At 55.0% G+C, this 18,523-nt stretch carries 15 protein-coding genes and 1 tRNA gene; 7 read left to right on the top strand and 9 right to left on the bottom strand.

Annotation, left to right across the window (positions count from 1 at the left end):
- Positions 1–54: 54 nt before the first annotated feature.
- From QV747_RS16185 to QV747_RS16160, 6 genes are read right to left on the bottom strand one after another with little or no spacing between them, the layout of a single operon-like run.
- Positions 55–1,803 (bottom strand): ATP-binding protein, encoded by a 1,749-nt coding sequence (locus tag QV747_RS16185; RefSeq protein ID WP_273432239.1) that lies wholly within the window; start codon positions 1,801–1,803, stop codon positions 55–57.
- A 24-nt stretch (positions 1,804–1,827) separates the two neighbouring features.
- Positions 1,828–2,598 (bottom strand): flagellar motor protein MotD, encoded by a 771-nt coding sequence (gene motD, locus QV747_RS16180; RefSeq protein ID WP_273432241.1) that lies wholly within the window; start codon positions 2,596–2,598, stop codon positions 1,828–1,830.
- A 12-nt stretch (positions 2,599–2,610) separates the two neighbouring features.
- Positions 2,611–3,549 (bottom strand): S49 family peptidase, encoded by a 939-nt coding sequence (locus QV747_RS16175; protein WP_273432243.1) that lies wholly within the window; start codon positions 3,547–3,549, stop codon positions 2,611–2,613.
- Entirely contained in the window at positions 3,546–3,890 is a 345-nt protein-coding gene (locus QV747_RS16170; RefSeq protein ID WP_273432244.1) for a Rieske 2Fe-2S domain-containing protein, read from the bottom strand. The genes QV747_RS16175 and QV747_RS16170 overlap by 4 nt, the downstream gene beginning before the upstream one ends.
- The gene (locus QV747_RS16165) at positions 3,883–4,539 is read right to left on the bottom strand and encodes an HAD-IIIA family hydrolase (protein ID WP_273432246.1); all 657 of its coding nucleotides are present in this window, start codon (positions 4,537–4,539) and stop codon (positions 3,883–3,885) included. The genes QV747_RS16170 and QV747_RS16165 overlap by 8 nt, the downstream gene beginning before the upstream one ends.
- Positions 4,539–5,507: an RluA family pseudouridine synthase gene (locus tag QV747_RS16160; protein WP_273432248.1), complete on the bottom strand. Its 969-nt coding sequence runs from the start codon at positions 5,505–5,507 to the stop codon at positions 4,539–4,541. The genes QV747_RS16165 and QV747_RS16160 overlap by 1 nt, the downstream gene beginning before the upstream one ends.
- A 617-nt stretch (positions 5,508–6,124) precedes the next feature.
- Here QV747_RS16160 and QV747_RS16155 point away from each other — a divergent pair.
- The 4 genes from QV747_RS16155 to QV747_RS16140 all read left to right on the top strand — a co-directional run bounded on the left by QV747_RS16155 (position 6,125) and on the right by QV747_RS16140 (position 11,824).
- Entirely contained in the window at positions 6,125–9,055 is a 2,931-nt protein-coding gene (locus QV747_RS16155; RefSeq protein ID WP_273432250.1) for an Rne/Rng family ribonuclease, read from the top strand.
- A 143-nt stretch (positions 9,056–9,198) separates the two neighbouring features.
- Positions 9,199–10,023, top strand: coding sequence for an HDOD domain-containing protein (locus QV747_RS16150; protein ID WP_273432251.1), 825 nt, complete (start codon positions 9,199–9,201; stop codon positions 10,021–10,023).
- Between the two features lie 157 nt (positions 10,024–10,180).
- Complete coding sequence (locus tag QV747_RS16145) at positions 10,181–10,930, top strand: basic amino acid ABC transporter substrate-binding protein (RefSeq protein ID WP_028449625.1); 750 nt, start codon at positions 10,181–10,183, stop codon at positions 10,928–10,930.
- A gap of 93 nt (positions 10,931–11,023) precedes the next feature.
- The gene (locus QV747_RS16140; RefSeq protein ID WP_051258841.1) at positions 11,024–11,824 is read left to right on the top strand and encodes an amino acid ABC transporter permease; all 801 of its coding nucleotides are present in this window, start codon (positions 11,024–11,026) and stop codon (positions 11,822–11,824) included.
- A gap of 120 nt (positions 11,825–11,944) precedes the next feature.
- Here QV747_RS16140 and QV747_RS16135 read toward each other — a convergent pair whose 3' ends face one another.
- Complete coding sequence (locus QV747_RS16135) at positions 11,945–12,871, bottom strand: LysR family transcriptional regulator (RefSeq protein ID WP_047390770.1); 927 nt, start codon at positions 12,869–12,871, stop codon at positions 11,945–11,947.
- 96 nt (positions 12,872–12,967) lie between these two features.
- Positions 12,968–14,200, bottom strand: a complete 1,233-nt coding sequence (locus QV747_RS16130; protein ID WP_273432252.1) for a DUF1615 domain-containing protein — start codon at positions 14,198–14,200, stop codon at positions 12,968–12,970.
- 193 nt (positions 14,201–14,393) lie between these two features.
- On the opposite strand from QV747_RS16130, the gene infA reads away from it, so the two are divergent.
- Positions 14,394–14,657: a translation initiation factor IF-1 gene (gene infA, locus QV747_RS16125; RefSeq protein ID WP_028449629.1), complete on the top strand. Its 264-nt coding sequence runs from the start codon at positions 14,394–14,396 to the stop codon at positions 14,655–14,657.
- A 187-nt stretch (positions 14,658–14,844) separates the two neighbouring features.
- Here infA and QV747_RS16120 read toward each other — a convergent pair whose 3' ends face one another.
- The gene (locus tag QV747_RS16120; RefSeq protein ID WP_028449630.1) at positions 14,845–16,449 is read right to left on the bottom strand and encodes an ABC-F family ATPase; all 1,605 of its coding nucleotides are present in this window, start codon (positions 16,447–16,449) and stop codon (positions 14,845–14,847) included.
- 277 nt (positions 16,450–16,726) lie between these two features.
- Here QV747_RS16120 and QV747_RS16115 point away from each other — a divergent pair, with 277 nt between their 5' ends.
- A complete protein-coding gene (locus QV747_RS16115) occupies positions 16,727–18,241 on the top strand; it encodes a hypothetical protein (protein WP_028449631.1) in 1,515 nt (504 codons plus the stop codon).
- 73 nt (positions 18,242–18,314) lie between these two features.
- Positions 18,315–18,404, top strand: a tRNA-Ser gene (locus QV747_RS16110).
- Positions 18,405–18,523: the final 119 nt, after the last annotated feature.

The following is an 18,523-nucleotide window of genomic DNA, read 5'->3' as shown; positions in this document are numbered from 1 at the left end:
ATCCAAGATGGGGTCTGCCTAATTTATAGTATGGTAGGCCGCCGAACGGCAAACCTAGACAGTCGTTTGCAACACACGGTGCATGGTGTCTTGCAAAACTTCAGGCTTCACCGGTTTGGTGATAAAGGCATTCATCCCAACGGCAAGACAAGCTTGCCGGTCAGCCTCCAGCGCATTCGCAGTTAAGGCAATAATCGGCAAATGTGCACCGCGCGGCAATTGCCGAATTTGTCGGGTAGCCTCCAGCCCATCCACCAACGGCATCTGCACATCCATCAAGACCAGATCAAAGTCTTGCCGCTGTACATGTTCGATGGCCTGCTGGCCATTTTCGGCCTGCACCACCTGATGGCCTGCGATTTGCAGCAGCTTGGTGGCCACCAATCGGTTGGTAGGGTTATCTTCTGCCAGCAACACCTTTAATGCCGGCAATGCCTTGGCGGGCGCATCCGCCACCACCTCGGGCGTTGCACTTACCACCGGTAGCGGGATCTGGAAGCGAAAACAGGTGCCTTGCCCCAATTGCGACTCAACTTGCAATTCCCCGCCTAAATGGCTGACCAACTTGCGCGCAATGGTGAGGCCAAGCCCGGTGCCACCATATTGGCGCGCGCGCGAACCATCCGCTTGCACAAAGGCTTCAAAAATCTGGCTAAGCTGATCTCTAGCGATACCGATGCCGGTATCGCTAACTTCAAAGCACCATTGCTCGCCCTGTTGCGCCACCCGCACACAAATTTGCCCCTGATGGGTAAATTTGACCGCATTACCCAGCAGATTGACCAAAACTTGCTGCAGTCGCAATTGATCGCCTTGCACAATGACATCGGTGTTGGCCGGCAACTGTAGCTGCAAATCAACGTGCTTTTCACGGCTAACTTCGGCAAACATCTGCACAGTGCGCTGCAGCGTAGTATTCAAAGAAAATGGTTTAGCGCTGAGATCGAGCTGGCCAGCCTCAATCTTGGATAAATCGAGTACATCATTCACCAAGGCCAGCAGTAATTCAGCCGAAGCTTGAATCACGCTTAAATCCTGCCGCTGAGCCGGATTTAAGCCAGAATGCTCCATCACATGGGCCATCCCCACGATGCCATTCATTGGGGTGCGGATTTCGTGGGAGACATTGGCAATGAATTCAGTTTTGGCTTTACTGGCCGCCTCGGCGCTGTTGCGCGCCTGCTCCAGCTGTTGCACTAACTGCTTCTGCTCCAGCTCAAGTTCGATACTCTCCACAATCGCATCGTTGTAATGCCGCACCCCTTTCACCACCACCACCAGATACATCAAGCACATGGCGGCCAAAACGCCGTCAAATGGGCCTTTGCCGATTAAGGCGGAAAACAAAATGGGTAACAAAATAATAATGGCAAAGTTGCGCAGTGCCCGATAATGCGCCCCCAAGATCGGGACGGCACCGGAGACCAGCCCCGACAAGACAAAGGCAGTAAACAGCCGATGCATATCCGAGCCATTTTGCATAAAGAAATAACCACCCGCGCCCCAGATCAGCGCGGTGAGGTTCACACCCCGCTCAAAGCGCGCACTCCAAGCAGCATAATCCACCAGGCCCGCCTGTTGGGCCCGCAGATAACCATAGGCAGTATGCAAACGCCAGCCGGCCAAGGCCCAGGTTACGGCTAACCAAACTGCCAGAAATTGCAGGGAAACTTGCGAGAGATAGGCGGCAGCCAACACCAGGGCGGTCAGGATACAGATCACCTGGCCAGGAACGGCGCTGCGATAAACTAAGCGGGTGATCCGCTCCACGATGGCCGGGTTAGCAGCTTGTTGTAGTCGCAAGTCACTCCCCCGTGCCGTTGTGGTTTATTGCGCAATGACAGCAATTTCATCCTGATTATCAGCCAGGATATTCAGCGTCACGCGGCGATTACGGGCCCGCCCCTCAACCCGATCATTCGGCCCAATCGGGCGAAACTCGGCATAGCCCACCGCCACCATCCGCTGCGAGGCCACGCCGGCCGCTTCAAACAGGCGCACCACGCTGGCGGCCCGCGCCGCCGAGAGCTCCCAGTTACTAGGAAAAATACCGCGAATCGGCTGATTGTCGGTATGGCCCTCCACCTGAATCAGGTTGTCGGTGTTTTTAATCCGCTCAGCAATCGCCAGCAACGCATCCACCGCTTCAGGTGCCAGCTCGGCGCGGCCGGTATCAAATAGAATCGAATCGCTGATTTCCACCGCAATCCCGCGTTTGGATTGGGTAACCCGCACTTTGCCTTGATCAATCAGGGTGCCAAGTGATTGCTGCAAATCGCCCGCAATGCCCTGCATTTTCTTGGTTTGCTCTTCAAACTTACCGGCATTGGGTTGCACAGTCGGCGCGGGGATAACGATCAGCTTTTGCGGTGCCCCCGGCACGGGCTGATTATCCAGCCGAATCAGCTCGGCCGAGGTTTTGGGCTGTTTGAAGGCATCAATCAAAGAGGTTGAAAGCACTTTGTATTTGCCTTCATTCACCGACGAAATGGCGTACATCACCACAAAAAAGGCGAACAGTAATGTAATGAAGTCGGCATAGGACACCAGCCAGCGTTCATGATTTTCGTGCTCTTCCGGGCGTTTGCGGCGCGCCATCGTGCCGGCTCCTTATTTCAGCTGCAGGCTCAGTTTGCTACCGAGCGTATTGGCCATGGTCACGCCAAATTGACGCGCCAGACGGTCAGCATACGATGGCTGTGGCGTAAAATCGACCACATTTTCAGCTTTGACCACATCACGCGCCACCGTATCAACTGAGCCGAGCGCATCCACCAGCCCCAGCTTGAGAGCCGTTTCACCCGACCAAACCAAGCCGGAGAATAGATCCGGATTATCTTTGACCAAGCGTTTGCCGCGCCCTTCCTGCACCACGCTGATAAATTGCTGGTGAATTTCATTCAACATATTCAGCGCTTTTTGTTTTTGCGCTTCGTTTTGTGGCGAGAATGGATCGAGGAAACCTTTGTTTTCGCCAGCCGTCATCAACCGACGCTCAACGCCCAGTTTTTCCATTGCCCCAGTAAAGCCAAAACCATCCATCAAGACCCCGATCGAGCCGACCATCGAGGCTTTATCGGCATAGATTTTGTCGGCAGCCACCGCGGCATAGTAACAACCAGAAGCGCACACATCTTCGATCACCACATAAAACGGGATCTGCGCATGGGCTTTTTTCAGCCGGCGAATTTCGTCGTACATCATGCCGGCCTGCACCGGGCTACCGCCCGGGCTATTGGCGCGGAGCACTACGGCTTTGGTATTGCTATCTTCAAACGCGGCTTTCAGGCCACTCAAAACCATGGCGCTGCTGGCATCGGTATCCGCGGCAATCATGCCGTTGAGGTCGACCACGGCCGTATGCGGGCCAGTTGAGGCACTTTCGCTTTGCTTGGGCCCAATCCAGCCCATCACTAGCGCGAGGAATAAGAATAAATAACTAAAGGTCAGCAGTTTGAAGAAAATCCCCCAGCGGCGGCTGCGGCGATGTTCATTGATTGATGCAGTTAGAATTTCTTTCAGCGCATCGCGCTCTAGTGAATCACTCATGCTTCATTTTCCTCAGACAACCAAATGGCCCCATCTTGTTCAACCAGGGGTATTGCTTGCAAACGCCTACCCGCACAAGGGCCACCGACACATACCCCACTATCCGGCTGATAGTAGGCGCCATGCGTCGAACAAATTAAATACTCGCGTGATAAATCAAACACATCACCCGGATTGAAATCGAGCTCAATTGGCACATGCGCGCATTCATTCAGATAGCCAAACACCTGCCCGCTATAGCGAATCGCCAACGCCGCGCGAGGCCGACCCGCGCGAGTCACACTAAAGCGCACCGCCAAGCCGCGTTCGACAAGCTCAGCCGCAGCACAGATCTTACGCATCGGACAGTATCCAGTCGACCAAGGCAGGAAAATCGTCAAACATTGCCAACGGCGCCAGTGCTTGCAATTCATCGGCCGCATGGGCGCCATAGCTTAAGCCCACACTCGCGGTACCGGCATTAATGGCCAGCTGCAGGTCATGAGTGGTATCGCCAATCATCAACGTCCGCGTTGGGCTCACTGCGGTAAAGTCGAGAATATATTCCAGCATCGCAGGATGCGGCTTAGAAAACGCCTCATCGGCGGTGCGCGTCACCTCAAAAAACGCCCCAAGGCCCGTGGCGCGCAATACGCGATCGAGGCCAGCCCGGGATTTACCAGTAGCCACCGCCATCCGATAACCCGCCTGTTGCAGGCGCGCTAGCCCGGTTTCCACCCCCCGATACAGCTGCAGCTCTTGGTCTTTAGCCAAGAAATGCTGGCGGTAAGCATCCACCACCGCACGGATCTGGGCTTCACTTGCCTGCGGCGCCAAATGGCTCATGGCCTCGGTCAAGCCGTAACCAATCACATATCGCGCCTCACGATCCTCCGGCACGGGCAAACCCACATCGGCAAAAGCGCGCTGGATCGAGCGGGCAATCATGCCGGTGCTATCCATTAAAGTGCCATCCCAGTCAAACACCAGCAGTTCAAATCGCGCGTTCATCAGGCTTCCTTCTTGCTTGTTTGCTCAAGTGTATCGAGGTAATGCTGCAATTCATCCGGCAGCGGGGCTTCCAGCGTCAGGGGCTCATTGCTGAGTGGGTGTTTAAGGCTTAAGCGCCAGGCATGCAAAAACATCCGCCGCAAACCTTGCTTTGGCAGCGCTTTATTCACCGCAGCATCGCCATACTTGTCATCACCCAGAATGGCATGGCCACTGGCCGACAGATGCACCCGAATTTGATGCGTGCGGCCGGTTTTAAGCTCGCATTCCAGCAAAGAAGCACTCGCCCAGGCTTGTTTGCGGTTCACAATGGTGTGGGACGACAAACCATCGGCATGCACTTTTACCCGCCGCTCGCCGTCGGGCGTTTCATATTTCAGGAGTTTCATTTTGACGTGGCAGCGGGTATGCGGCCACACCCCCTCCACCAGAGCCAGATAGCGTTTATCAATCCCGTGGCTATCCCGCAGCACTTCATGCATTTTCACTAAGGCGCTGCGCTTTTTGGCCACCAGCAACAAACCCGAGGTATCCCGATCCAGGCGGTGCACCAGCTCCATGAACTTCGCTTGCGGGCGCTGGGCGCGCAAGAGCTCAATCACGCCAAAACTCAAACCTGAGCCGCCGTGCACGGCGATCCCGGCGGGTTTGTTTAACACCAGCAAGGCATCGTCTTCGTACACCGCCGGGATTTGCAGCTGATCAGCGGCAGCTATTGCGCTCGCGGGCTTTACCTCAGGCTCCGCCACCCGTACTGGCGGCACCCGGATCACATCACCGGGCTGCACGCGAGTGGTTACATCCGCCCGGCCTTTATTTACGCGAACTTCGCCCGAGCGCACGATGCGATAAACATGACTCTTGGGCACCCCTTTCAGGCGCTTGAGCAGAAAATTATCCAGCCGTTGGCCGGCATCATCCGCATCAACGGTAATAAAGCTCACGGACGCTTTGCTTGTGTCGGACATCTTGGCATATACTCTATGGCACGCTGCAACAAGCAGCTGGTTCTCTCCGCGCAAGTTTGTACGCCCGGCAGAGATTTGAAACCGCTTTTACATCACCAGCAAAAATCGGCAATCCGCCGGTCTGGCATGCAAGAAATCGGTTTCAACAACGAAATTGAATCGTTGATTTTACTGCATCCAGCCCCAGTTTGGCTTTGTGATTTCTTTCCCGCCGTGGCGCTATCCTGACCACCGGCCCGTACCACGGGCAAACAGCGCGGGGCTCACAATAGAAAATGCCGGGCTGAACAGCAAAATCCTCTGATTCGCGGTTATGAAGCTCACCGCGCAATACCAAGTAGCGGATTTTATTTTCGTAGCGCACACACCGGATTTATTGCGGTAGTTAGCCAATTGATCGCGCAACTACTGCTGACTCAACAGAGCATACAGATCACTGTTTGGAGCCGATACCCAGTTTCTAAGCCAACACACCAAGTTGCCAATCTAGCGTTTTTGCTGGGCCTTTAGCCATTTCCTGGCAAAGGTTGCCTTTGTATGTTGCCGAACTGCCGTCATTCGATCTGCCTGTTAAATCCTAGTTCTTGCGGTGTTGTGCGCGCAGGAGCCCTGTACTCATGAAGCGTATGCTTTTTAATGCCACCCAAGCCGAAGAGCTGCGGGTGGCGATTGTCGATGGCCAGAAACTGATTGACCTGGACATCGAAACCGTCGGCAAAGAACAACGTAAATCCAACATCTACAAAGGCGTTATCACTCGCATCGAGCCGAGCCTGGAAGCGTGTTTTGTGGATTACGGCTGTGACCGGCACGGTTTCCTGCCGTTTAAAGAAATCGCCCGCTCCTACATGACCGAAGGCGAAGGCGGTCGTGGCCGCGTAGCAGACAGTTTGCGCGAAGGTCAGCAAGTGATCGTGCAAGTTGAAAAAGACGAGCGCGGCAACAAGGGCGCAGCCCTCACCACCTACATCAGCTTGGCCGGCCGTTATCTGGTCCTGATGCCCAACAACCCCCGTGGCGGTGGTGTTTCTCGCCGGATCGAAGGCGAAGAGCGCAATGAATTGCGTGCCGCGATGGACCAGCTGGAAACGCCAAACGGCATGAGCCTGATTGCACGCACCGCTGCAATTGGTCGCAATACGGAAGAGCTGCAATGGGATTTGGCATATTTGCTGCAACTGTGGCGCGCCATTGAAGGTGCTGCAACAGCGCAAAATGGCGCCTTCCTGATTTATCAAGAATCCAGCCTCGTTATCCGCGCTATCCGCGATTACTTCCAACCGGATATCGGCGAGTTGCTGATCGATAAACGCGAGATTTACGAGCAAGCCCAGCAGTTTATGGGCCACGTGATGCCAAACAATGTGCACAAGGTGAAGTTCTACCAAGACGACGTGCCACTGTTCTCACGTTTCCAGATCGAACATCAAATCGAAACGGCTTACTCTCGCGAAGTTAGCCTGCCTTCTGGCGGCGCCATCGTGCTTGATCGCACTGAAGCCCTGTGGTCTATCGACGTGAACTCGGCCAAAGCCACCCGTGGCGGTGATATCGAAGAAACCGCACTGCGCACCAATCTGGAAGCCGCGGATGAAATCGCCCGCCAAATGCGCCTGCGCGACGTCGGTGGTTTGATCGTGATCGACTTCATCGACATGGAAAACCCGAAAAACCAGCGCGATGTTGAAAACCGCGTGCGTGAAGCGCTGCACCACGACCGTGCTCGCGTCCAAACCGGCAAAATCAGCCGCTTTGGTTTGATGGAATTGTCACGCCAACGCCTGCAACCATCACTCGAAGAAACCAGCCATATTGCCTGCCCACGCTGTCATGGCACTGGCTTTATCCGCGGCATCGAGTCTTCAGCGCTGCATATTTTGCGCATCATCCAAGAAGAAGCCATGAAGGAAAACACCGGCGCGCTACATGCTCAAGTGCCCGTCGATGTCGCCACATTCCTGCTCAATGAAAAACGCGCCGAATTGTTCGCCGTTGAAGCACGCCTGAAAGTGGCGATTATGCTGATCCCGAACATGCATCTGGAAACGCCAAACTACAAGATTCAGCGTCTGCGCACGGAAGACGTGCCACAGTTTGAAGATGCGCTACCGTCTTACCGTATGGTGGAACAACCAGCCGAAGAAGGCTACAAGCCAGGCCAGGCCAAAGAAGAGCAAGCCAAACGCCAGGAAGCGGCAGTAAAAGGCATCACGCCAACGCAACCTGCACCAGCCCACACTGATCGCCCATCCAGCAGCCGCACGAGCGAGAAAAAAACCACCGAGGCTCAGCCATCGCTCTTCAAACGTATTCTGAATTGGTTTACCGGCAGCCCAGCCGAAACCAAGCCAGTTGAAGAAGCCAAACCCGCCCGCCAGCCACGCGGCCGCAATGAGCGCCGCAATGGTCGTGACCGCAACGAGCAACGCGGCGAAGGCCGTCAGCCACGCGAACGCGGCGAGCGCAACAACGACCGCCAAGATCGTTCTGAGCGGAACGAAAATACACAAACAGAAGTACGCCAAGAACGCGCCGAGCGTCAGCAACGTAGCAAACCGCGTATTGAAGAAGATATGCAAAAGCCAGCGCGTGAGCCGCGCGAACGCCAGCCACGTGGTGAACGCCAGCCTCGTAATGACGAGCAACGCCAAAAGCCGGAAGCGCGCACCGAACAGGCGGCGAGCGAAGAGTTGCTCAACACGACCGCAGCGGTGAACGCCCCTGAAGTAGAAGCCGTAGCAAATAGCGAAGGCCAACAAGAGGGCCGTGGCCGTCGTCGCCGCAACCGTCGCGACCGTCGCGACCGCGGTGATCGCCAAGTGGCGCAGGACGCCGGTATTGATAGCGAAAGTGCGGCAGAAACTGCTGACTCAGCAGCAGTGAGCCCATCTGCAGTTGCGCCCGCAGCCCCTCAAGCTGAGGCGACGCCAGTTGTTGCTCCAGCCGCAGTACAGACTGAGCCTAGCTCACCAACAGCACCAGTAGTTGTAGCCGAGCCAACCAGCGCAGCTACTCCTGTGGTTGCAGACGCAGCCCCACTGGCGGAAGCTGCCCCAACTGCAACACCAAGCCAAGCAGCAGCGAGCAGTGTTGATACAGCAGAAGTAACGTCCGAAACAGCCGCGGCTGAGTCCGCAGTAGCTGAAATCATCGCTCAAACCGCACCAAGCACGCCAACAGTAGAAACTGTAGCGCCAGCCGAACCGGCTACCCCTGCTTTGGCTACTCCCGCCTTCGTGGTCGCCAGCCCTGAAGCTGTGGGTCTAGTCCAAGTGGCGACCCGCAATGAAACTGCACCAGCTGCTACAGACGTTGAGTTGCCAGCTGCCCCGCAACGCCGCCGCCGCAAAGATGTAGTCGATGCCAATACCGCCAGCGCCGCAACCAGCGCCCCGCTGCAATTAGTTGAGACTAAATCTAGCACTGCCGCCCCTGTAGAAATCGCAACCCCGGCAGCGCCAGTTCGCCGCCGTCGTAGCGATCTGCAAGCGAGCCGCAACCCGGCCAGCGAGTCGGCACCGCTGCAGCAAGTTGAAACCAAACTGTGATCTAGTCCTGACTGAACACAAATCGAAAAAACCACACCGTTTTAGGTGTGGTTTTTTTATTTTGGAGCTAGCAGGATAAACGGGGGTGTTCTAGTATGGATTCAGGTTTCCGCCGATAAAAACAAAGCCACGGGAGTGTCGCCATGAAATTGGAAGAAGTGTTTGAGCAAACCCATAAACTGCCCACCATTCCAAAAGTCGTGCAGGAATTAATCGATAGTTTCAGCAACGACGACATTGATATCGATACGATTGCCAAAAAGATTTCTTTAGATCAAGTCATCACAGCCAAAGTGCTGCGCCTGGCTAACTCAGCCCATTTTGGTGCTAGCCGCCAGATTGGCTCAGTGCAGGAAGCTGTGGTCGTACTGGGTTTTAACACCGTGCGCACCTTAGTGGTGGCATCCGGCATCACCGGTGCTTTTGTTGCCACCCCCGGTTTTGATCGTAAAAAATTCTGGCGCAGCAGCCTGCAAGTGGCCACGCTGGCCAAATGGCTGGCTAAACCCGCCAAGATCAATGGCGAAGTGGCTTTCACCGCCGGCATGATTCACAACATTGGTGAAATGCTGATTCATATCGTTGCCCCCGAGCTGGCGGTTAAAATCGATCAGTTCGTAGAAAATGGCGCTGATCGTGTTGCGCTCGAAGGCAATAATATTGGCTTCGATTACGTCATGGTCGGCGAAGAGCTGGCGCGGCGCTGGAATTTCCCGCCAGCCATTCAGCAAGCGCTGAAATACCAAAACGCCCCTGCGGCGCAAGAGCCGAGCGACAAACTCACCGCCACTCTGCATTTGGCAAAAATCATTGCCCGCCAACAGGCCAATGATGCTAGCCAAGAAGAAATCGCGGCGGCCCTGCCGGCTGATAGCCTTGCGATTGCCGGGCTAAACCCTGCCGAGTTGCAAGAAAAACTGATTGAAATCGACGAGTTGTCGAGCGGGCTGGAAGAATTAATTGCCTGAGCGACTTCTCAGCGTAAAATGCTGGGCAAGTCTGCCGACGAAATAGGGAAACACCTGATTATCGGATTCGGCAAACCTTACTAGCATCGGGGCAGAGATTGGCAAACCTCGTGTGTGCCTTCCTGCCCCTTTTTTCGACCTGCAGGAGACGACAACAATGCGCAAAAGTTTTACTTTTCTAGCCACGGCTTTACTCGCCGGTCTGATGTTCAACACCTCAGCTCAAGCAGCCAAAACTTACCAAGTGGGCACCGATGCTGCATACGCTCCTTTTGAATCGCAAAACGAGAAAAAAGAGATCGTCGGCTTTGATATCGAAGTACTGAAAGCCATTGCCGCCAAAGGCGGTTTTCAGGTGAAATTTATCAACACCCCTTGGGAAGGCATTTTTGCTTCGCTGAACAACGGCGACCGCGACATTGTCATCTCTGCAGTAACCATCACCCCTGAACGCAAACAGACTATGGATTTTTCGGAGCCCTACTTCGAAGCCAAGCAGCTGATTGCGGTCAACAACAGCAGCAAAATCAACAAACTGGCTGATCTGAAAGGCAAAAAGATCGGTGTTCAGACTGGCACAACTGGTGATGAAGCAGCCCAAAAGCTGCTCGGCAAAACCAGCCCGAACATCAAACGCTTTGAATCAACTCCGCTGGCTATTCAAGAGCTGCAAAGCGGTGGTGTTGATGCCGTAATCGCCGACAATGGCGTAGTGGTTAACTTCATTGCCAACAATGGCAAAGGCAAACTGCGCACCATCGACGATGCCAGCTTCGCCAAAGAGTACTACGGCATTGCCGTTAAAAAGGGCAACAAAGCCTTGCTGGAGCAGATCAACAAAGGTCTGGCCGCCATCAAAGCTGACGGCACTTACGACAAAATCTACAAGCAATACTTCGGCAAATAAGCCGCTGGTTTAGCCCACGGCTCAGCGCCAGCCCGACAAAGCGCAACTTCGGTTGTGCTTTGTCGTCTCTGTTCGCGCGTAATTGGTAAGACTATGGACTTCATTCAATTTTGGGAACAGGTACAACACACCGTACCGCTGTTGCAGCATTTCCAGCTGCAGATGGTCTGGGAATACCGCGACCTGTTCATCGATGGCGTCAAAATGACGCTGGGGATCACCCTTGTGGCCGTGGTGCTCGGCACCCTGATCGGGCTATTTGCCGGCATGGCACGCCTGGCGGAGGTGAAGCACGGCCCGTGGAAATACCCGGTGAAGTTTCTGCTGCGCTGGCCAGCGGCCGCGTATGTCACTTTTTTCCGTGGCACGCCGCTGTTTGTGCAGATTTTGCTCACGCATTTTGCGGTGATGCCGGTACTGGTACATCCCGATAGCGGCCTGCTGCTACAAGGCGAACTCGCCAGCACTTTGCGTCAGGACTATGGCGCCTTTCTCTCTGGCTTGGTGGCCCTCACACTGAATGCCGGCGCCTACATCACCGAGATTTTCCGTGCGGGTATTCAATCGATTGCCAAAGGCCAATTTGAAGCGGCCCGCTCGCTGGGGATGACCTACGGCCAAACGATGCGCTTTATCATCGTGCCACAAGCCTTCCGCCGCATGCTGCCACCGCTGGGCAACGAGGCGATCATGCTGCTGAAAGACAGCTCGCTGGTCTCGGCCATTGGCCTGGCCGAGCTCGCCTACGCCGCGCGTACTGTCGCCGGGGCATATTCACGCTATTGGGAACCGTATCTAACGATTTCCTTCCTGTATCTGATTATGACTTTGCTGCTGGCCGCTGGGGTCAATCACCTTGAACGTCGCTATCAGCAAAGCGGCGGCATTCATTAAGCCGCAGCACAGCCAAACAAAAACCCGCCAACTAGCGGGTTTTTGTTTATGAGCAATGCGACATACCTAGCCATGTATTGCCTCAAAATGACATAAATACAAGCATTACAGGGCAATACCCTAGCGAATGTGCGGCATTTGGATTTCGTCGGTGCTGTGCGCATTCGCCGTAAATTGCTGGCACAGCGCCATAAACGCGGCCATGCTCGGGGTTTGATATTTCTGCTTATGCGCCACAAAGTGAAAACGCCGCGCTAAGTCGAGACCCTCCACCGCCAGTGGCACCAAGCTCCCCCGGCGGAAAGCATCTTTTAGCGCTAGGCGGGAAATACACCCAATCCCCAAACCCGACTCAACCGCACGCTTGATCGCTTCGGTATGTTCGAGTTCCAGCCGGATATCCAGCCGAGAAAGCGCATGGCGCATGGCAAATTCAAACGTCTGCCGTGTACCGGAACCAGGCTCGCGCACAATCCAGGCCGCGCCCACCAGATCTTCAAAACTCACCTGCGCTTGCTGGGCCAGCGGATGCTCGGGCGCAGCAAAGACCACCAACTCATCTGGCACCCACGGGGTCACCAGCAAATCCGGATGCTGGCAATCGCCCTCAATCAAGCCCAAATCCAGCTCGAAATGCGCCACTTGCTGCACGATAGTGGCGGTGTTGTGTACCGCCAAGCTGACCCGGCTCCCGGGGTGCTGGCGCATAAAATCCCCAATCAGCAAGGTCGCCAGGTAATTGCCAATGGTGAGCGAAGCGCCCACGCGCAAAGGCCCCAGGCCCACTTGCCCCGCCAGCATGGCATCCACACTCTGCGCGCGATCCAAGAGCTCGATCGCACGTGGTAGCAGTTGTGCACCCAGTTCATTGAGCTGCAAGCGTTTACCCACGCGATCAAACAGGCGGATTTCATACTGCCGTTCCAACTCGGCCAGCGCGGTGCTGGTCGCCGATTGCGAGAGTTTCAGTTGCTCGGCAGCCCGCGACACACTCTCGCCCTGCCCTACAGCGACAAACACTTCCAACTGGCGGAGGGTAAACTTCATTTCAAGGCCTTCTATAAATTGGAAATAATTTATCCAAATTATAAATAAGGGGGCCAAGCAGCGCAAACGCAGCTACCCAGCTGCGCAGGCGACGGTTTACTTCAAGCGCTCCAGGCACAGGCCATACCGCCAGTTCACCCGATTAGCAAACCATTCCGTCGTGAGTTTGCGGGTGATTTTCGGGCTTTTCAGGTCGATCTGCGGCATGCTGGCGCGTGGATATTTCTGGCCATTTTTTTCCGCCAGCGCGTACACCCGTTGATACAAAGGGCTATTGCTCAGACCCAGCAGTTTTTCCTGCTTCAGATCGCGATCAATCTCCGCGCGGCTGAGCCCCAGCGCGCCAGCCAAGCTATACAAGGCCGACTGAGTGCTACTGGTGCCGACCGGATTGCCATCGCGATAGGTGAGTAAATCCCCATCCAAGACCAATTCACGGCCACTAAGCTTGCCGACTACGGCTTGGAATGCCGCATTGCGACTGGCGTAGCGACCGGCATTAAAATCGGCGAAGCGATACACCATCTCAGTATAGGGCGCCGGGTATTGCAGCAGAATGGCTGCACCGAAATACACCCCACCGCGACGGGTAAAGACTTCGCTGCGGACACTGCCCTTGCGCGAATACGGATAAGGCCACACCTGGGTGTGTTGCTGCGCAAACTCCACACTCACCTGCATCGGCCCACCCGTGCGGATCGGGTTTTTCATATTCAGCGGTAGTTTCAGGCTTTGCGCTTCGGCCGCCAGATCTTCAAAGAGATCATTCATTTCCCGCTCGGTGCGCAGATTATCAATCCGCGCTTTGTAGCTTTGGCCCGTCGGTGATGGCTTGAGCAGCGCCGTTTGCACGGCCAACAAAGGAATGTGATATTTGCCGGCCCGCTCTTCAATCGCCTTCCAAACGATTTTAGGCAAGCCCGGCACCACCGGATCGCCCTGCCAGCTCGATTCCTGCTCAATCACCGCTGCCATCGCGCAGAAATTCTCTGGCGTATAGGCTACTTTCAGCGCAGTAAACGCATCCAGAATGTCATCATTCCAGCCCGCCCGATCGGCGATTTTAGGCGGCAACAGCTGATTGAGCAGTGCGCGGGCTTGGGTTTCGCTTAAACCGGGCTTAGGGGTAGGTTTTACGGTGGGCGCGGGGGTGGCACTCATCAGCGGACTAGGGCTGGGGCTTGGACTCGCCGTTGGCGTCGGGATTGGGCTTGGGGTAGTCAGCGCCGGGGTCGGGCTGGGCGCCACACTGGCGGCGGGCTGGGGCGAAGTAGTCGCACAAGCGGCCAGCAACACGCTGGCAGAGAGTGGCAAAAGGCGAGCCAACATGACGATGATCCTGCAAACGGCAAAAGCAGAAGCTTACTGATGAGAACTGTGGCGAATCAAGCTTAAATACATATGGTTACGCGCCGTACATCGTAAAAAATGGCGCATTTTTCGGCAAAAACCTGTATAGTTCGCCCTTATTTTGAAAAAATGGCGCTCAAACAGATCGGCGTCAGCCTTACTGGAATAAAGCATGTCAAAAGAAGATGTAGTAGAGATGGAAGGTGTTGTGGCCGAGGTTTACCCGGACACCCGCTTCCGCGTGACCCTAACCAATGGCATTGAGATCACCGCCTATGCTTCCGGCAAGATCCGCCAGAATCATATCCGTATTATCGCTGGTGACCGTGTGACCGTGGAAATGTCGCCCTACGATCTGACCAAAGGCCGCGTCACTTTCCGTCACAAAGACGAGCGTGGTGGCCCACCAGCAGGTGGTCACTTCCGTCGCAAATAAGATACTAGCGACAGTATCGCCCGCCAAGGCAATCTATATATAGCTTAGCAGGCAATACCCCACGAAAAACCGAGCTTAGGCTCGGTTTTTTCTTATCTCGCTACGCAACCCAGCCTGCAATTTACCTACCGCGGGCAATAAAAAACCCGGCTTGCACCGGGTTTTGCGCTTAAAGCTGCTGTTGGGTTTATTCCAAACCGCGGCTCGCCAGATAGTCTTCGTAGCCGCCCAAGAAATGCGTGTAGCTGCCGTCGCCATTGAGCTCCAGAATCTGCGTGGCCAGTGATGATACAAACTGCCGGTCGTGTGAAACGAAGATCAGCGTGCCTTTATAGAGTTCCAGCGCCATATTCAGCGACTCGATCGATTCCATATCCATGTGGTTGGTCGGCTCGTCCATGACCAGTACATTGGGTTTTTGCAGGATCAGTTTGCCGTACAACATACGGCCCTTTTCCCCACCCGACAGCACTTTCACCGATTTTTTCACATCGTCGCCGCTAAACAGCAAGCGACCGAGAATCCCACGGATAACCTGATCATCATCCCCGGGCTGGCCCCATTGCTTCATCCAGTCAAACAAGGTGATGTCTTCGGCGAAATCTTCTTCGTGATCCTGCGCGAAATAACCCGGCTCGGCTTTTTCGGCCCATTTCACGCTACCAGCATCGGGTGGCAATACGCCTACCAGCATTTTCATCAGCGTTGATTTACCCACCCCATTACCACCGATAACCGCCAGTTTCTGGCCGGCTTCAAAGATGAAGTCCAGGCTTTGAATCAGCGGCTTATCAAATGATTTGGACAAACCGGCCAGCTCGAAAGCTTGGCGGTGCAGCTTTTGCTTGTCGTCCATATCAAAGCGGATATATGGGTTTTGGCGTGAAGACGGTTTGACTTCCACCATGCCTTCTTTGATCTTGTCGGCCAGTTTCAAGCGGCTGGTGGCTTGGCGGCTTTTCGATTTATTGGCGGCAAAACGCTGGGCAAAGGCTTGCAACTCTGCCACGCGCTCTTTGGCCTTGCTGTTATCGGCCAACATCCGCTCGCGGGCCTGGGTAGAGGCCAGCATATAGTCGTCGTAATTGCCCGGATAAATCTGGATATTGCCGTAATCCACGTCGGCAATGTGCGTACACACCTGATTCAAGAAGTGACGATCGTGGGAGATGATAATCATGGTGGAATCGCGCTCATTCAGCGTGTGTTCCAGCCAGCGAATGGTGTTGATGTCCAAGTTATTGGTTGGCTCATCGAGCAGCAGCACGTCCGGGTTAGAGAACAGCGCCTGCGCCAGCAACACCCGCAGCTTCCAGCCTGGGGCAACTTCGGACATCGGGCCAAAATGCTGTTCGGTCGGAATACCCACGCCCAACAACAAAGCTCCCGCGCGCGCTTCGGCGGTGTAGCCATCATATTCGGCCACTTTGCCTTCCAGTTCGGCCGCGCGCATATAGTCGTCTTCGGTCGCCTCCAGATTCGCGTAAATGGCATCCCGCTCGGCAATCGCGGCCCACAGCTCAACGTGCCCTTGCATCACCACATCGATCACGCGCTGATCTTCATAGGCAAACTGATCCTGTTTCAGTTTACCCAGCCGCACGCCAGGCTCCAACGACACATTGCCCGCGCTTGGCTCCAGATCGCCACCGAGGATTTTCATAAAGGTCGATTTACCGCAACCGTTGGCACCGATCAGACCGTAGCGGTTGCCATCACCAAATTTTACCGAGACTTTTTCGAACAGTGGCTTGGCGCCAAACTGCATCGTAATGCCATTAGAACTAATCATTGAATCGTGTTCCCTGTGGGAAAGTGAATACTGCGCCCAGCATCGTCGCGGATAGCGGCAAGGGGCTGAAAATACGCCATTTTATCACAGCGCACACCAACGTTTTTTCTAATTACAATGATCCATAATCAAGGCAAAATGTGCACTGTGTCACAGAAGATACGCCGCACAGCGCCGTTCTGGGTGCAAACCGAAGCCGGCACTTGCCGCTGACAGGCCGCCCAGTTATCGTTGCAGCACAACAAAATATTCAAAAGACATAGTTCAGGAAACAACCATGTTTGACTTCAAAAGTCTGATTGGTGCCCTGTTTGGCAAACGCGAGCAGGAAGGCGTACACAATCTTAAGTCCGCCACCATCATGATGCAGGAGCTTCCGGAAAGTGACATCCTGCAAGCGCAAATCGAAATCGTAAAAGCCCTGAAGCAACTCAATGGCAACGCCAAAATCAGCGCCAAAGAGCGTTTCAAGACGGTCCCCTATCTGGACGAAAAAGCCCGCTCGCTGCAAAACCATCTGGTAGAAATCTATCAGGGCAAAGCCTTGGATGATGGCGCCAAGCCCAAACAAGTGCTGCCGACCCTGCTCGCCTTCTGGAACGACATGGGTGACGCTTACCGCTATTGCGTGAAGCAAGCTAGCCAGGGCGTGCCGCGCGGCATGGAAAAAGAGCTGCAAATCTTTACCCTGCGCGGCCTGATGTATTTTGTTGAGCAAGCCCGCTGGGCGTTGCTGCGCTATATGGAAGTCGATAGCCGCACCTGGCGCAATATCAATCGGCTGTATCTATATGCCGAACAGCAAGGCTTTGCCACCACCCCGCTGCAACCCTATCCCGAAAGCGAAATCACCGACATTCGCCGCGAATACATGATTTTGCTGATGCTGGCGCTGGCGCACCCGGAAAAAATGCAGCCAGCCCAGATCGAATTAGTCAGCCAATGGCTGCATCGCTGGGCAAGCCGCCTCGATCTGGAAACCCAGATCAAGCCCAATCGCCAGCTGTTTGCAATTAACGTTGCGGGCTCCACCCCACCCAAACGGCTACGCCGCGACATGGTGGGTGAAAACTGGCGCTACTGGTTTACCGAAACGCTGGTTTTGCATATCAAGGAAACCATCGAAAAGCTCAATCAGGGCGAAACCGCCCAGCAGCTGGGCCTGCCAGAAGAATCGGGCTCACCGGCCAATCTGGATCTGATGCAGCTACTGATCAATTTATGGTCACGTGACACCCCGGCTCCGGTACGCAAATCCGAGCGGCGTAGCACGCAAAAATCCATCAATGTCACCCGTGGGCTGGATGATGTGATTACGCATTTGCGCGGCCAGCCTGCAAGCGGCAAGGTTGAACGCTGGACGATTGAAAACGAAAGCGCCACTGGCCTGGGCGCCACTTACCAGACTGAACGCGACGAGCCCTTGCAAGTGGGCGAAATCGTCGGCATGGATGGCGTAGGCATGAGCCCGGTGGCGGTGGGCATCGTGCGCCGCATCACCCGCAATGGTGATGGCCAGGTGCATGTGGGCATTGAAACTGTGTCGCAAACCCCGATCGTGGTGGAGCTGACGCCGCTCTTGGGCAATCGCAGCTTCCAAGGCGTGTATTCACCCGAGAACACCGCGATCAACCAGCATCGCTTTCTGGTGTTGCCGCAGGCGTTTTTTGCCGACAACCGCGAGTTTCGCCTGGCCGCACAGGGCAAAACCTACCGCATTCGCCTCTCGCCGGCACTGGAACACACCGCCAACGCCTCGCTGGCCAACTTTGCCGTCTTGGAGAAACTATAAAAATTTCGTTTTTTTGCAAAAAAGACGAGACAAGCCGGTAAAACCTTGCTAATATGCGTCCCACTTCAAGAACGGAAGCGTGGCTGAGTGGTTTAAGGCAGCGGTCTTGAAAACCGTCGGGGATGTGAGTCCCCCCAGAGTTCGAATCTCTGCGCTTCCGCCAGTTCTTTTGAAGTATCGTGATAAATCAGCTCTGACATGTTCGGGGCTTTTTTATTCACCCCAAGACGGAAGCGTGGCTGAGTGGTTTAAGGCAGCGGTCTTGAAAACCGTCGGGGATGT

Origin of the sequence: uncultured Chitinibacter sp., from assembly GCF_945957625.1 — a bacterium.
In the GTDB taxonomy this organism is placed as follows: domain Bacteria; phylum Pseudomonadota; class Gammaproteobacteria; order Burkholderiales; family Chitinibacteraceae; genus Chitinibacter; species Chitinibacter tainanensis.
Note: the sequence above shows the minus strand (reverse complement) of the source record. Positions and strands in the feature narration are given on the sequence as shown.

Bases quoted from the DNA above. Each gene is read 5' to 3' on its own strand.
- motD (WP_273432241.1), bottom strand. From the start codon at position 2,598: ATGGCGCGCCGCAAACGCCCGGAAGAGCACGAAAATCATGAACGCTGG.
- QV747_RS16175 (WP_273432243.1), bottom strand. From the start codon at position 3,549: ATGAGTGATTCACTAGAGCGCGATGCGCTGAAAGAAATTCTAACTGCA.
- QV747_RS16170 (WP_273432244.1), bottom strand. From the start codon at position 3,890: ATGCGTAAGATCTGTGCTGCGGCTGAGCTTGTCGAACGCGGCTTGGCG.
- QV747_RS16165 (WP_273432246.1), bottom strand. From the start codon at position 4,539: ATGAACGCGCGATTTGAACTGCTGGTGTTTGACTGGGATGGCACTTTA.
- QV747_RS16160 (WP_273432248.1), bottom strand. From the start codon at position 5,507: ATGTCCGACACAAGCAAAGCGTCCGTGAGCTTTATTACCGTTGATGCG.
- QV747_RS16155 (WP_273432250.1), top strand. From the start codon at position 6,125: ATGAAGCGTATGCTTTTTAATGCCACCCAAGCCGAAGAGCTGCGGGTG.
- QV747_RS16150 (WP_273432251.1), top strand. From the start codon at position 9,199: ATGAAATTGGAAGAAGTGTTTGAGCAAACCCATAAACTGCCCACCATT.
- QV747_RS16145 (WP_028449625.1), top strand. From the start codon at position 10,181: ATGCGCAAAAGTTTTACTTTTCTAGCCACGGCTTTACTCGCCGGTCTG.
- QV747_RS16140 (WP_051258841.1), top strand. From the start codon at position 11,024: ATGGACTTCATTCAATTTTGGGAACAGGTACAACACACCGTACCGCTG.
- QV747_RS16135 (WP_047390770.1), bottom strand. From the start codon at position 12,871: ATGAAGTTTACCCTCCGCCAGTTGGAAGTGTTTGTCGCTGTAGGGCAG.
- QV747_RS16130 (WP_273432252.1), bottom strand. From the start codon at position 14,200: ATGTTGGCTCGCCTTTTGCCACTCTCTGCCAGCGTGTTGCTGGCCGCT.
- infA (WP_028449629.1), top strand. From the start codon at position 14,394: ATGTCAAAAGAAGATGTAGTAGAGATGGAAGGTGTTGTGGCCGAGGTT.
- QV747_RS16120 (WP_028449630.1), bottom strand. From the start codon at position 16,449: ATGATTAGTTCTAATGGCATTACGATGCAGTTTGGCGCCAAGCCACTG.
- QV747_RS16115 (WP_028449631.1), top strand. From the start codon at position 16,727: ATGTTTGACTTCAAAAGTCTGATTGGTGCCCTGTTTGGCAAACGCGAG.